A 13,091-nucleotide genomic window follows, 5' to 3' on the forward strand; every position below is an offset into this window, starting at 1 on the left:
ACCGCCGGTGGCAGGTTCCGGGGCGGTTCGTGGTGCCACGCCGGGGCCGCGCAGCAGGGGACAGGGCCGCTGCTTCAGTAGGATGTGAGGACGATGCGCCGGATCCGGCGCGAATCAGCCGGCACAACTTCGCGATACGCGCGCACCGCGCCCTCAGTGGCGCCGCTCTGCAGGAACAACGTTTGGGGACACGGGATGGCACTGCTCGACGCCGAAAATGAGTTCGACGCCGGAACCCGCCTACACGGGGCGGAACCCGGGCCACGCCCCGGGGCCGCTGGATCCTGGTACCTCAGCCGGTTGGCGCTGGGCAACGCCGGTGAGCTGGTGACGCTGCTGGCAGTCCTGGCCGCAGCCTGGTTCGTCGCCCAACGCCTTGATGCCTGGGCCGAGCACGGCCTCGATTTCAGCGTCTATTGGCACGGCGGCAAGATCCTCAACGAAGCGGGCCAGCCGCCGTCGGACCTCTACAGCCTGACCGTGGGCTGGGCAGGAGGGCCGGAGCTGCCGTTCACGTATCCGCCGTTCGCCGCGCTGCTGTTCAGCCTGCTGGCCAGGCTGCCGGAGAAATCCGCCCTGATGCTGTTCAACGCGGCCGGGGCCGCCGTCGCCGTGTGGGTTGCCGTACGCGGCGTACGGTACTGGGCCGCGAAACAGGACTGGCGCTCCACCTTCGGAACCTCCGGGTTCCACGCAACGCGGAACAAGTGGGGCGCCGTGATCCTGCTGCTCGCGGTCATCAACCTTGGCCCGTGGCGCGAGACCCTGGCGTTCGGCCAGATCAACATCCTGCTGATGGGGATCATGGCGGCGGACCTCCTGGCCCGGAACCAGCGCTGGAACCAGGGTTTTCCGGGCCGCGGCTTCCTGGTGGGGATGGCCGCCGGCATCAAACTGACGCCACTGGTTTTTGGCCTGTACTTCCTGGTGCGCAAGGACTGGCGCGGACTGTTCAACATGGCCGGCGGGTTCGCCTGCACTGTGCTGTTGGGCTGGATTGTCCGCCCGGCGGAATCGTTCACGTTCTGGCTGCAGATCCTCCCGGACACATCCCGGATCGGGGGCGCGGGCTACGTGGACAACCTGTCGCTCAAGGGTGCGCTGCTGCATTTCGGCGTTCCCGAAGCCGGCGTGACCTTTCCCTGGGTGCTGCTGAGCCTGCTGGTGACAGGCATGGGTGCCATGGTGATCAAGGCCGCCAGCGACCAGGGTGCGCGGGTGGTGGCCATTTCGGCCACGGCCCTCACCATGCTCCTCATCAGCCCCGTCTCCTGGTCCCACCACTGGGTCTGGATGGCGGCAGTCCTCCCGGCCTTCGCCTGGACCCTGCGTGAGACGCCGCACCGTTACCGTGCCACCCGCTGGGTCATGGGCGGAGTACTGGGGGCCTCGATCATCGTGTTCTTCTTTTCACCCAAAAGCATCGGCGAGGCCCTGGGCGCGGAGAACCTGGACTTCCAAACGCCGGAGCCCTGGCTGATGGCCTCCAGCGCCGGCGTCTTCTGCGCGGTGGCCCTCCTGGCGTGCTGGCTCGTGGTGCTCCGCCGGGGGTCCCTGGCCGAGGTGCCCGCATGAGCAGGATCGCGTTGGTGACCGGCGTCGGCCGCCTGGCCGGAATCGGTGCCGGCATTGCCCGGCGCCTCGCTGCCGACGGCTGGGACCTTGTGCTGACTTACTGGCAGGACTACGATTCCCGGATGCCCTGGGGAGTCCAGCCGGAGGACGTCGAACGCCTCACGGCGGAACTCGAAGCAACCGGCGCCCGCGTCTTTGCCCTGCCGGCGGACCTGGAGGATCCGCTGGCCGTGGACCTGCTCATGGCCGCAGCGGCGGAGCAGGCCGGAACGTTGCAGGGGCTGGTGCTGAGCCACGCCGAGTCCGTGGACTCCGGCATCCTGGACACCACCCTTGCCAGCTGGGAACGGCACTTCGCCGTGAACACCCGGGCCAGTTGGCAGCTGATCGCCGCCTTCGCCAGGCAGGCGGCGGACGACGGCGGCGCGATCGTGGCGCTGACCAGTGACCACACGGCGTTCAACCTGCCGTACGGCGCGTCCAAGGGAGCGCTGGACCGGACCGTCATTGCCGCAGCACGGGAGCTGGGACCGATCGGCATCACCGCGAACGTGCTGAACCCCGGGCCGGTGGACACCGGCTGGATGGACCAGGACTTGCGGGAGGACCTCACCCGGCGCCAGCCCGGCGGGAGGCTTGGAACACCTGCAGACGTGGCCGGAGCCGTGGCGTTCCTGCTCTCCCCGGAAGGCCGCTGGGTGTCCGGTCAGCTGATCAAGGCCGACGGCGGCTTCTCGGCCTAGGTTTCCCGCGTCAGCCCAACTGGCTCGCAGTTAACGTCGTCAAACGCGCGTTTCGCGACGTTAACTGCGAGTCAGTTGGGACAGGGATCAGCGGAAGGCGCCGATGCCGGTGATGTGCTGGCCCAGGATGAGGGTGTGGACCTCGTCGGTGCCCTCGTAGGTGCGGACCGACTCGAGGTTCGAGGCGTGCCGCAGCGGCGAGTAGTCAAGGGTGATCCCGTTGCCGCCCAGGATGGACCGGGCCTCACGGGCAATAGCCAGCGCCTCGCGGACGTTGTTCAGCTTGCCGAGTGAAATCTGTTCCGGCCGCAGGGTGCCGGCGTCCTTGAGCCGGCCCAGGTGGAGCGCCAGCATGGTCCCCTTCTGGATCTCCAGGAGCATGTTCACCAGCTTCTCCTGGGTGAGCTGGTACCCGGCCAGCGGCCGGCCGAACTGGAGCCGGTCCTGCGCGTACTTGAGCGCGGCTTCGTACGAATCGCGGGCGGCACCCATGGCGCCCCAGGCAATCCCGTACCGAGCTTCGTTGAGGCAGGTGAAGGGGCCCCGCAGGCCGCGGGCACCCGGCAGCAGGGCCTCCGGACCCAGCCGCACCCCGTCGAACGCCACGTCGCACTGGATCGAGGCGCGCATCGAAAGTTTCCGGTTGATCGGCGTCGCGGTGACCCCGGGTGTTCCGGCCGGTACCAGGAAGCCGCGGACGCCGTCGTCGGTCATGGCCCACACCACCATCACGCCTGCGACGGAAGCCAGCCCGATCCAGCGCTTGGCGCCATCGAGCACCCACCCGGCGTCGTCCCCGGAGCCGTCGCGGCGTGCCACCGTGGTCATGGCGGAAGGATCCGAACCCGCAGCGGGTTCGGTCAGCGCGAAGCAGCCGATCACCTCGCCGGCGGCCATCCGGGGGAGCCATTCCTGCTTCTGGTCCTCAGAACCCCACTTGTGGATGGCGGTCATGGCCAGGGACCCCTGCACCGAGACGAAGGTGCGGATTCCGGAGTCCCCGGCCTCCAGCTCCATGGCCGCCAGACCGTACTCGACCGCCGAGCGCCCGGGGCACCGGTAACCCTCCAGGTGCATGCCGAGGACGCCCAGTTCACCGAGTTCCGGGGCAAGATCAAGCGGAAAGACGGCGTCGTCATACCAGCGGGCAATATCCGGCTTGATCCGCTGTTCCGTGAAATCGCGGATCCGTTCCCGGACGGCCAGCTCCCCGGCCGTTAGCAGGGCGTCAAGGCCCAGGACATCGGAGGTGTCGGAAACGGCGGGAAGGTCGGCGGCGTTGCTCATTGGAGCATCCTACGGCTTTGCCCTTCCGGACCGCGCACCCTCGTTCCTATGCCTTGCTGGGCTCCGCCTGCCGTGCGACGAAGTAGCCCTGCGTGGCAGGGGAGAAGCGGCACACCACGGCCAGCACCACGCCCAGCGCCAGCAGCACCACGCCGCTGACGAAGGCGCCGCCCACACCGAAGATCTCCGTATCGCCGTAGGCCGGGTCCCACATCTGGACGGCGGAGATGAAGAACGCGGCAGTCAGCATCAGCGCTCCGAGCAGCGGCAGGATGCCCCGGAACCAGAGATTGCGGGCGGAAACGCGCAAGGTACCTCGGAAGAACCAGAAGCAGGCGAAGCCGGTCAGCGCGTAGTAGAACGCAATGAACAGACTGATGGCGCTGATGGAGTCGGAAAGCAGGTTCTGGCTCAGGAAACTCATGGCCACGTAGTACACGACGGCGGCGGCCCCCATCACCTGCGTGGAGAACCCCGGTGTCTGGTTGCGCGGGTGGACTTCGCCGAACTTGGCCGGCAGGGCCCCGTGAACGCCCATGGACAGCGTCCCGCGGGCGGTGGGCAGGATGGTGGTCTGGGTGGAGGACAGCACCGACGCCAGCACGGCCACCACGATCAGCCAGCCCCACGGGCCAAGCACAACATCCTTCATGGCCAGGAAGACGTCATCCTGGTTTTCCGAGTTGCCTAGGCCGATGCCGTCCGTGCCCACCGTGGCATACATCATCACCAGCAGGGCCACGGAGACATAAATCGCTACTAGCACGAAAGCGGAGATCACCGCACCGCGGCCGGGTGTCGTGGCCGGATTCTCCGTTTCCTCATTCACGGCCAGGCAGGTGTCCCAGCCCCAGTAAATGAAGAGTGCCAGGAGGGCGCCGTGCACCACTGCACCGGGATCGGCGAAGGCGCCTGCGGGGTTGAACCACTCGAAATCGAACGCCTGGCCCTCCGGTGCCCCGCCCGTGATCCGGAAGACGATGGCCAGCGCGAATATGCCCAGCGAGACATACTGCACGTAGGTCAGGACGCGCTGGACATGCTCACCGAGCCGGATGCCGCGGTAGTTCACCAGGGTCATGAAGATGATGAACACGACGCCGGTGGATGTCACCACCAAGTCATTCTCTGCCAGCGATCCGTCGCCGATCAGCAGCCACACGTATTGCCCGGCCACCTGGGCCAGGTTGGCCAGCACCACGATGCCCGCCAAGGCAACGCCCCAGCCGCCCAGCCAGCCCGCCCACGGGCCAAATGCCCGGCGGGCCCAGATGAAGGTGGTCCCGCAGTCCGGCATGGCGCTGTTCAGTTCCCGGAAGGCGTAGGCGATGAAGAGCACCGGCACAAAGCCCAGGAGAAGGATCAACGGGGTGTAGTTGCCATTGACCGCCACGATCAGGCCGAGCGTGGCGGCGAGTGAATACACGGGGGCGGTGGATGCCAGCCCCAGCATGACCGAGTCGCCCAGGTCCAGGATGCCGGCGCGCAGCCCCTTGGACGGAACCTCCGCCGTCGTCGTCGTCCCTGTGCTCATAGTGCGATACCTGCTTTGCTGGAGGAGGCCGAAGCGGCCTGGACTGAAAGAGGTGCCGGGGCGTCGATCGTATTGGGGACGAACCGGCAGAAGTAATCGGTGATGGGGCCGTCTGATTCGCGAATGCCGCAGCCCACGGACTCGCCATCCACCACCCAGAGGCCCAGGACGGGGTGGTTGCCGTCGAAATCGGGCAGGGAGTGGAACTGTTGGTAGCACCAGCCTTCGCGTCCGTAGCCGCCGGGCTGCTCCATGGTGATGCCGGCGGCGTGGATCTTGATGTTGTCCCCTTCACGGCCGTGCAGCGGCTTGGCCACCCATTCCTTCAGCGGTCCGGGCTCGTTCAGGTACGCCGGGAGGAGGTTCGGGTGGTCCGGGTAGAGGTGCCAGAGCGCCGCCAGGAGTGCCTTGTTGGACAGGAGCATCTTCCAGGCAGGCTCAACCCAGCGCGGATTATGGGCACGCTGCAGCAGCCGCTGGCCGAAGGGTTCCTTCATCATGAGCTCCCACGGATACAGCTTGAAGATGGTGCTGATCATGAAGTTGTCCAGGTCCACGAAGCGGTTCAGGTTGGGGTCCCAGCCGATGTCGGACATGTTGATGCCGATGGTGGTCCAGCCGCCCTGGCCCGCGACGTCGCGCATGTAGGCCGCCGTCATCCAGTCCTCGCCGGACTGCTCGGCTTCCGAGTGCGCAATGTGCAGGGTGCTCATGCCGGTGCGGTACTGGAGTTTCTTCCACTGCCGGATCAGGGCTTCATGGATGCCGTTCCATTGGTCCTTCTCCGGGAATACGTCCTGCAGCCAGAACCACTGCGCCACGGAGGCCTCGATCAGGCCGGTGGGTGTGTCCGCGTTGTACTCGAGCATTTTGGCGGGGCCGCCGCGGCCGTCGTAGACGAAGTCGAAGCGGCCGTAGATGTCCATGTCCCCGGCCTGCAGTGATTCCGCGGCAAGCTCCAGCGCCTGCGGTCCGATCCCGATGTTGCCCATGGCCCCGGTGGCCAGGTATTTGGCCGCCTCAAGGCACATCAGGTGCATGTCCTCGGCGGTCTTCTCGAGGGTTTCCACCTCGTCCATGGTGAATTCGTAGTACGCGGACTCGTTCCAGTACTCGATCTTCCTGCCGTCCGGCATGGTGGTGGTGGAAAAGACCAGCCCCTGTTCCTCGATCTTCCGCTTCCAGTCGGGCCTGGGGGTTGCAGTCAGTCTCTTCACGCCTAGCCTCCCGTGCTTCCGCCCTTGGAGCTGCTGCCAAAGCCGCCCCTGCTGACCGTGCCGCCCTTGCTGCTGTAGCCCGTGGACGTTTTCGCCCCCTGCGGCACGGTCTTGGTGAAGCCCGTGTACTGCGAGCGGTTCTGCCCGACCGCCGGAACACTGGCGCCGCGCGAGTAGAAGTACCAGGCGTAGATGCCGGAGCTACGCCCGGCACTGCTGCTGTTGTCGCACTGGGCATCATCCACGCGCTCGCCGGTTTCGTCGTTGAAGCAGACCTGCGCGTAGTCCGCTTCCGCCTCGTTGCTGGCCACGATGGCGGTGATGGTGCCTGCCAGCAGGGCGGTGACGCCGAGGCCGACGACGACGGTGCGGCGCTGCGAGCGCTTCTTCCGTGCCGCTGCCTCCCGCTCGCGTTCACGTTCAAATGGATCGATGACCGGACCTGGTCCTGCCCCCGGTGACGGTACCGGACCCGGCCTAGCACCCGGCCCGCCGGCCTGGCCCTTCTGCCGCCGTCCGGGTTTCCTGCCGGGGTTTCCAGGTTCGGGGGTCTCCGGGCCCGGTGCCGAACCGTTGAGCAGTTCCGGGCGGAGCTCCGGTTTCGGGACCTGCCAGGGCGGCAGCTGCCCCGTCGCCGGATCGTGGGGCTGCGGCGTGAAGTCCTCGGGCGCGGTCATCCACCCCGGTTCGGAGGCCCCGGGACCACCGGCTCCGGCCGGTTCGGTGCCCGGTCCCTGTTTCCCGGAACGGGCGTCTTTCGGATCCTGCGAAGGGTCCTGGTTCGGGTCCTGCGGTTCCATGGGTCCCCCTTGGTTGTCCATGCTCAAACTGTGACCGTGCACCTGCATGTCAGCGCGGCGCGGCAATGCCGCCGCGGCACGAGGCGGCCGGGTAAATCCTGAAGTCAGCCTAGTGCCTGACGGGACGTGCTGTTAACGGAAAACGGGGGAGATCTGCCCATGCCAAGATGGAGCCATGGCAGCAGTTGAATCCACCCGCGGGGCCGCCCGATCAGCCCCCGGGCGGTCAAGTTCCTTGACGGCCCGCGCGGAGCTCCAAGGAATCGGGCGGAACCGCTTCGTCGTCGGCATTGTGCTTGCCGTGGTCCTGCCGCCCGCAGTGGAAGTCCTGGTGACAGTAGCGGGATACCGGAATTTCGCCATCATCATGCTGCTCCATCTCGCCGTTGCGGTGGCGGTGGCCGCCATCGGAGGATTCTGGCCCGCCGTCGTGGCGGCAGTCCTGGGCACAACGCTCCTCAACTACTTCTCTGCCGATCCCGTGGGCTCGCTGTCCATCGCCGACCCCTCCACCCTGTTTACCCTCCTGGTGTTCCTGGCCGTCGCCTGCAGCGTGGCCCTGGCCGTTGGCCTGGCGACCCGCCGGGCGCAGGAAGCCGCCAGGTCCGGGGCCGAAGCCACGGCCCTGAGCGAGTTGTCACTCCGGATCCTCAGTTCCGACGGCAGCCTGGAGTCTTTCCTCGAGAAGGTCCGCAGCAGGCTGGGGGTGGACTCCGTGACCCTGATGGCGGGCAGCACCCCGGGCGGCCCGCTTGGCGGGGGGCCCGCCGCCGGAAACGGTCCGGGGCGGGCCGCGGGCCGCAACACCGAGTGGGCAGTCCTGGCTAGTTCCGGGACCAGCGCGCCGGTGACGCACGCGGCCGCCGACCACGCCGTCGTCGTCGATTCCCGCTACACGCTCCTGATCAATGGCGGCCCGCCGTCCGGCCAGCCGTTTTCAAGACAGCACCAGCGCATGCTGGCCGCTTTCGGGGCGTTCCTGGTGGCCATCCTGGAACGGCGCCAACTGGCGGCGAGCATGCAGGACAACCAGCGGCTTTCCGAGGGCAACAAGATGCGCACGTCCATCCTGAGGGCCGTCAGCCATGACCTGCGCACCCCGCTGGCCGGGATCAAGCTGGCGGTCAGCAGCCTTCGCCAGGAAGATGTGAGGTTCTCCCCGGAAGACGAACGCGAGCTGCTCGCCACCATCGAGGATTCGGCCGACCGGCTGGACCATCTGATCGGCAATCTGCTGGACATGTCCCGGATCACGGCTGACTCGGTCAACCCGTTCCTGCGCGGGCTCGGCTGGGCGGACGTGCTGCCCGATGCCCTGAGGGGCCTGCCAGCGGCGCGGATCCGCGTGGAACTGCCGCCCAACCCGCCCCGCGTGGAGGCCGATGCGGGCATGCTTGAACGCGTGGTGGCGAACCTCGTGGAGAACGCACTCAAATACGCGCCGGAGGCCGATGTGGTGCTGACGGCGCGGGCGGGGGAGGGGATCGCCCTGGGCGGGCGGCCTGCCAGCGAATTCCGCGTGGTGGACCACGGCTCAGGGGTTGCTCCGGCCGCGGTGCTGGACATGTTTCAGCCGTTCCAGCGGCTCAACGACTCCCAGCGCACCGGCGGCCGGGCAGTGGGGATCGGGCTTGGCCTGGCGGTTGCCAACGGCTTCACGGAAGCCATGGGAGGAACCCTCGCGGCGGAGCCGACGCCGGGAGGCGGGCTGACCATGGTGGTCACCCTCCCGCTGTGGCAGGGACCGCTACCGTGACCCTGGTACTGATTATCGAAGACGAGGCCCAGCTGGCCCGCGCCATGCAGATCAATCTCCGCGCGCACGGCTACCAGGCAATCACCGCGGGCCTGGGAGCCGACGGGCTGAAACTGGCCGCCCAGCACCCGGTGGACATCGTGGTGCTGGACCTCGGGCTTCCGGACATGGACGGAGTGGACGTGATCCGGGGGATCCGCGGCTGGAGCTCCGTGCCCGTTATCGTGCTCTCCGCCCGCCACGCCTCCGAGGACAAAGTGGAAGCGCTCGACGCCGGGGCGGACGACTACGTGACCAAGCCGTTCGGCCTCGACGAGCTGCTGGCGCGGCTGCGCGCAGCCTCCCGGCGCTCTCCGGCCCAGCGCGAAGCTCCTACGGTGAAGACTGCGGACTTCGAGGTGGACCTGGCCGCACGGAAGGTTGTCCGGGACGGGCACGAAATCCGGCTCACCCCCACCGAGTGGAACATCCTCGAACTGCTGGTGCGCAATTCGGGGAAGCTGGTCAGCCAGCAGCAGCTGCTCACCCAGGTCTGGGGCCAGGCGTACGCCAAGGAGACCCAGTACCTGCGCGTCTACCTGGCCCAGTTGCGGCGCAAACTCGAGCAGGACCCGGCCAGGCCGCGCCACCTGCACACGGAAGCCGGCATGGGCTACCGCTTCGATCCCTGACGTGGGCCGGGGAAGTTGCCCGCGGAAGTTGCCGGCGGAAGTTGCCCGGGCAACGAGGGCCGAAGAACCTAGACTGTAGCCATGGAAACCGCATCTGTGCTTGCCGTATGCCGGGTACACCAGCTTCTAAGCGATGAAGGGAGCGTGGGCGTGACGGCCATCGACAAACGTGCCGTCGATGGCCCCGTCAGGGTTCACAAGCTCGGACTCCACGGCGACATCCAGGCGAGCCGCATCCATCATGGCGGCGTGGACCAGGCGCTATACGCGTATTCGCAGGACGACGCCGACTACTGGGCGGGGGAGCTTCAGCGGGAACTGCCGCCAGGGGTTTTCGGCGAGAACCTGCGGGTCGCCGGCATTGGAACCACCACCGCGGTGATCGGCGAACGGTGGAGGATCGGCCTCGACGTTGAAGTCGAAGTGACATCGCCCCGCGTTCCCTGCGCCACGTTCCAACGCCGCATGGACGAGGCCCGGTGGGTCAAACGGTTCACCGAGGCAGGCCGGATTGGCACCTACCTCCGCGTCATCAAGACGGGGACCGTCCAGGCCGGCGACCACATCCACCGCTTGTTTGTTCCCAGCCACGGCGTGACCATCGGCAGTTGGTTCAGTGCTCCCAGCATCGAGGATATTGAAGCGCTGCGGGACGCGGACGCGGACGGCGAGATCCGCCTGCAGCCGGAGTACCACGAGGAATTCGAGAAGGTTCAGCGGCGGCTGGGCATCTAGCCGCCGGGCTTGAAGCAACCCGTGTGCGCAACGTCACCGCCGGGCGGGTTAGTGCAAGTCGGAACCATGCCTTACACTTGAAATATCCCCCACTCCGGAAATCCCTTATTCCTGCCCAATTTTTGAGGCAGGACTGGCAAGTGTTGGGGCCCGCACAAGCGATGCGGGCATTTTCATAGGGAGAGCCGGCTAAAGAAAACGCTGTACAGACTGCTGGGATAGCAGCCAAGAGATGCAGCGGGAAGTCCTGCCACGGGATTGCGAAAGCGCCGGACTTCTACGTGACCGGCCGGTCAATGTCTGCCCGGCGTCCAAACGGCACATGTACTGCGGCTCCGCTCACCTCGGGTTGTGCCGCCTGGCCCCCTATGGATGAGGAAAACTTCCCTATGCCCGAAAATCACAACGACGCCATCAACGAAACGGCAACTGCCGAAACCGCCGAGACGGCCGTGGAAACCCCCGAGACCGCCGCTCCGGTAGCCGGTTCCGCCCCCGTTTTCACCGAGGCCCCGGCACCCGCTGAGGCGCCCGCCGCTGAAGAACGTCCGGCTGCTGAGGCGCCCGCCGCTGAAGCCCCCAAGGCCGACCCCACAAGCGGCGAGGCTGACACTGAAGCTGAAGGCATCCGTTTCGCCGACCTCGGCATCGATGGCCGCGTTCTCGCTGCCCTGCAGGACGTCGGCTACGAGAAGCCCTCCCCGATCCAGGCAGCAACCATCCCGCTGCTGCTCGAAGGCCGCGACGTCGTGGGCCTGGCCCAGACCGGCACCGGTAAGACTGCAGCATTCGCAGTACCGGCACTGTCCCGCCTGGCCGAGCTTCACGACCTCAACGGCCCCTCCCGCAAGACGCAGGCACTGGTCCTCGCACCGACCCGCGAACTTGCGCTCCAGGTTGCCGAGGCCTTCACCTCCTACGCCAAGCACATTGACGACTTCACGGTCCTCCCGGTGTACGGCGGCTCCGCCTACGGCCCCCAGCTCGCCGGCCTGCGCCGCGGTGCCCAGGTTGTCGTCGGTACCCCCGGCCGTGTGATCGACCACATCTCCAAGGGTTCCCTGGACCTGTCCGAACTCCAGTACCTGGTGCTGGACGAGGCCGACGAAATGCTCCGCATGGGCTTCGCCGAAGACGTGGAGCAGATCTTCCAGCAGACGCCTTCGGACCGCCAGGTTGCACTGTTCTCGGCCACCATGCCGAGCCAGATCCGCCGGATGTCCAAGCAGTACCTGAACAACCCGGCCGAGATCTCGGTGAAGTCCAAGACCACCACCGGTGCGAACACCCGCCAGCGCTACCTGCAGGTCATGGGCCCGCACAAGCTCGACGCGCTGACCCGCATCCTCGAGGTCGAAGAGTTCGACGGCGTTATCGCCTTCGTGCGCACCAAGATGGCCACCGAGGACCTCGCCGACAAGCTGAAGTCCCGCGGCTTCCAGGCTGCCGCCATCAACGGTGACATCCCGCAGCAGCAGCGCGAACGCACTGTCGACGCGCTGAAGGAAGGCCGCATCGACATCCTGGTGGCCACCGACGTCGCGGCCCGTGGCCTTGACGTGGAGCGCATCAGCCACGTGGTCAACTACGACATTCCCCACGACACCGAGTCCTACGTCCACCGCATCGGCCGCACCGGCCGTGCGGGCCGTTCCGGTGACGCCATCCTGTTCATGACGCCGCGGGAGAAGTACCTGCTGCGTTCCATCGAGAAGGCCACCCGCCAGCCGGTGGAGCAGATGCACCTGCCCACGGCCGAGACCGTGAACACGCTGCGCCTGGGCAAGTTCGCCGAGCGGATCACCGAGACCCTCGCGTCCGAGGATGTTGCCCCGTTCCGCGACCTCATCTCCTCCTACGAGGAAGAGCACAACGTTCCGGCCTCGGAAATTGCTGCGGCACTGGCCGTCATGGCGCAGGGCGGCCAGCCGCTCCTGGTGAAGGAACTGCCCGCAGCTCCCGAGTTCCAGAAGCGCGAGCGCTCCAAGGACGGCTTTGGCTCACGCGGCCCGACCCGCACCCTGACCGAGGGCAACGCCACCTACCGGATCGCCGTCGGACGCCGCCAGCGCGTCATGCCGGGTTCCATCGTTGGCGCCATTGCCAACGAGGGCGGCATTTCCTCGGCCCAGATCGGCGGCATTGATATCCGCTCGGACCACTCCCTCGTGGAGCTTCCGGCGGACCTTAGCCCCGAGCAGCTGCGTGCACTGTCCCGCACCCGGATCGGCGGCGAGCTGATCCACCTCGAGCTGGACAACGGCCGCAAGCCGTCCGGTGACCGCGGCAGCTACCAGGGCAGCCGCGGAGGCGACCGCGGCGGGTACTCCGGCGGAGGCGACCGCGGCGGCAACTTCAAGGGCAGCGGCGGGTTCAAGAAGGAATTCCGCAAGGGCGACGGCGAGCGTTCCTCCGCTGATCGCGGCGGCCGCTCCTACAGCGAGCGTTCCGAGCGCTCCTTTGGTGCCGACAGCGGTGCCAACCGCGGCCAGGCCAGCGACTCTCGCTTCGGCGGCCACGGCGACGGTTCACGCAAGCCGCGCCACGGCAACGAAGGCGGACAGCGCGACTTCAACCGCAAGGGCAAGTGGTAGGCCCTAGCACCACCAGGCACTGAGAACGGGCCGGCTTTCGAGCCGGCCTGTTTTCGTTTATCCCGCCCCCCGGTTGCGGCTCCGTGTATGCTTCGTCACACCGGGCCTGCGACGCCGCCGCAGGAGCCCCTGTCAGCGCCGCAGCGGCGCTTTTCGGCCCCGGATTTCCGGGGTTTTCG

Annotated in this window: 10 protein-coding genes; 6 read left to right on the forward strand and 4 right to left on the reverse strand. The window is 67.3% G+C overall.

Annotation, left to right across the window (positions count from 1 at the left end; all coding sequences use genetic code 11):
• Positions 1–195: 195 nt before the first annotated feature.
• Positions 196–1,575: a glycosyltransferase 87 family protein gene (locus ACFVWT_RS02105; protein WP_390244815.1), complete on the forward strand. Its 1,380-nt coding sequence runs from the start codon at positions 196–198 to the stop codon at positions 1,573–1,575.
• On the forward strand, positions 1,572–2,318 hold the full coding sequence (locus tag ACFVWT_RS02110) for an SDR family oxidoreductase (RefSeq protein ID WP_390244818.1): 747 nt from the start codon (positions 1,572–1,574) through the stop codon (positions 2,316–2,318). The genes ACFVWT_RS02105 and ACFVWT_RS02110 overlap by 4 nt, the downstream gene beginning before the upstream one ends.
• A gap of 87 nt (positions 2,319–2,405) precedes the next feature.
• Here the strand turns inward: ACFVWT_RS02110 and ACFVWT_RS02115 are convergent, their stop codons facing one another.
• Genes ACFVWT_RS02115 through ACFVWT_RS02130 form a run of 4 tightly spaced genes read right to left on the reverse strand, consistent with a single transcriptional unit; the run spans position 2,406 to position 7,156 of the window.
• Positions 2,406–3,605: an acyl-CoA dehydrogenase family protein gene (locus ACFVWT_RS02115; protein WP_390244820.1), complete on the reverse strand. Its 1,200-nt coding sequence runs from the start codon at positions 3,603–3,605 to the stop codon at positions 2,406–2,408.
• Between the two features lie 46 nt (positions 3,606–3,651).
• The gene (locus ACFVWT_RS02120) at positions 3,652–5,139 is read right to left on the reverse strand and encodes an APC family permease (RefSeq protein WP_390244822.1); all 1,488 of its coding nucleotides are present in this window, start codon (positions 5,137–5,139) and stop codon (positions 3,652–3,654) included.
• The gene (locus tag ACFVWT_RS02125; protein WP_390244824.1) at positions 5,136–6,356 is read right to left on the reverse strand and encodes a glutathionylspermidine synthase family protein; all 1,221 of its coding nucleotides are present in this window, start codon (positions 6,354–6,356) and stop codon (positions 5,136–5,138) included. Before ACFVWT_RS02125 ends, ACFVWT_RS02120 begins: the two co-directional genes overlap by 4 nt.
• Positions 6,357–6,358: 2 nt before the next feature.
• Positions 6,359–7,156 carry a Tat pathway signal protein gene (locus tag ACFVWT_RS02130; RefSeq protein ID WP_390244826.1) on the reverse strand — a complete coding sequence of 266 codons (798 nt, stop codon included), beginning with the start codon at positions 7,154–7,156 and terminating at the stop codon, positions 6,359–6,361.
• 175 nt (positions 7,157–7,331) lie between these two features.
• Here ACFVWT_RS02130 and ACFVWT_RS02135 point away from each other — a divergent pair, with 175 nt between their 5' ends.
• The 4 genes from ACFVWT_RS02135 to ACFVWT_RS02150 all read left to right on the forward strand — a co-directional run bounded on the left by ACFVWT_RS02135 (position 7,332) and on the right by ACFVWT_RS02150 (position 12,912).
• Complete coding sequence (locus ACFVWT_RS02135; protein ID WP_390244828.1) at positions 7,332–8,912, forward strand: ATP-binding protein; 1,581 nt, start codon at positions 7,332–7,334, stop codon at positions 8,910–8,912.
• On the forward strand, positions 8,909–9,583 hold the full coding sequence (locus tag ACFVWT_RS02140; protein ID WP_390247039.1) for a response regulator: 675 nt from the start codon (positions 8,909–8,911) through the stop codon (positions 9,581–9,583). The genes ACFVWT_RS02135 and ACFVWT_RS02140 overlap by 4 nt, the downstream gene beginning before the upstream one ends.
• A gap of 81 nt (positions 9,584–9,664) precedes the next feature.
• A complete protein-coding gene (locus ACFVWT_RS02145) occupies positions 9,665–10,318 on the forward strand; it encodes an MOSC domain-containing protein (RefSeq protein WP_390244830.1) in 654 nt (217 codons plus the stop codon).
• A gap of 389 nt (positions 10,319–10,707) precedes the next feature.
• On the forward strand, positions 10,708–12,912 hold the full coding sequence (locus ACFVWT_RS02150; RefSeq protein ID WP_390244832.1) for a DEAD/DEAH box helicase: 2,205 nt from the start codon (positions 10,708–10,710) through the stop codon (positions 12,910–12,912).
• Positions 12,913–13,091 lie beyond the last annotated feature (179 nt).

This window comes from Arthrobacter sp. NPDC058288, assembly GCF_042880995.1.
GTDB lineage: Bacteria > Actinomycetota > Actinomycetes > Actinomycetales > Micrococcaceae > Arthrobacter.

Bases quoted from the DNA above. Each gene is read 5' to 3' on its own strand.
- ACFVWT_RS02105 (WP_390244815.1), top strand. From the start codon at position 196: ATGGCACTGCTCGACGCCGAAAATGAGTTCGACGCCGGAACCCGCCTA.
- ACFVWT_RS02110 (WP_390244818.1), top strand. From the start codon at position 1,572: ATGAGCAGGATCGCGTTGGTGACCGGCGTCGGCCGCCTGGCCGGAATC.
- ACFVWT_RS02115 (WP_390244820.1), bottom strand. From the start codon at position 3,605: ATGAGCAACGCCGCCGACCTTCCCGCCGTTTCCGACACCTCCGATGTC.
- ACFVWT_RS02120 (WP_390244822.1), bottom strand. From the start codon at position 5,139: ATGAGCACAGGGACGACGACGACGGCGGAGGTTCCGTCCAAGGGGCTG.
- ACFVWT_RS02130 (WP_390244826.1), bottom strand. From the start codon at position 7,156: ATGGAACCGCAGGACCCGAACCAGGACCCTTCGCAGGATCCGAAAGAC.
- ACFVWT_RS02135 (WP_390244828.1), top strand. From the start codon at position 7,332: ATGGCAGCAGTTGAATCCACCCGCGGGGCCGCCCGATCAGCCCCCGGG.
- ACFVWT_RS02145 (WP_390244830.1), top strand. From the start codon at position 9,665: ATGGAAACCGCATCTGTGCTTGCCGTATGCCGGGTACACCAGCTTCTA.
- ACFVWT_RS02150 (WP_390244832.1), top strand. From the start codon at position 10,708: ATGCCCGAAAATCACAACGACGCCATCAACGAAACGGCAACTGCCGAA.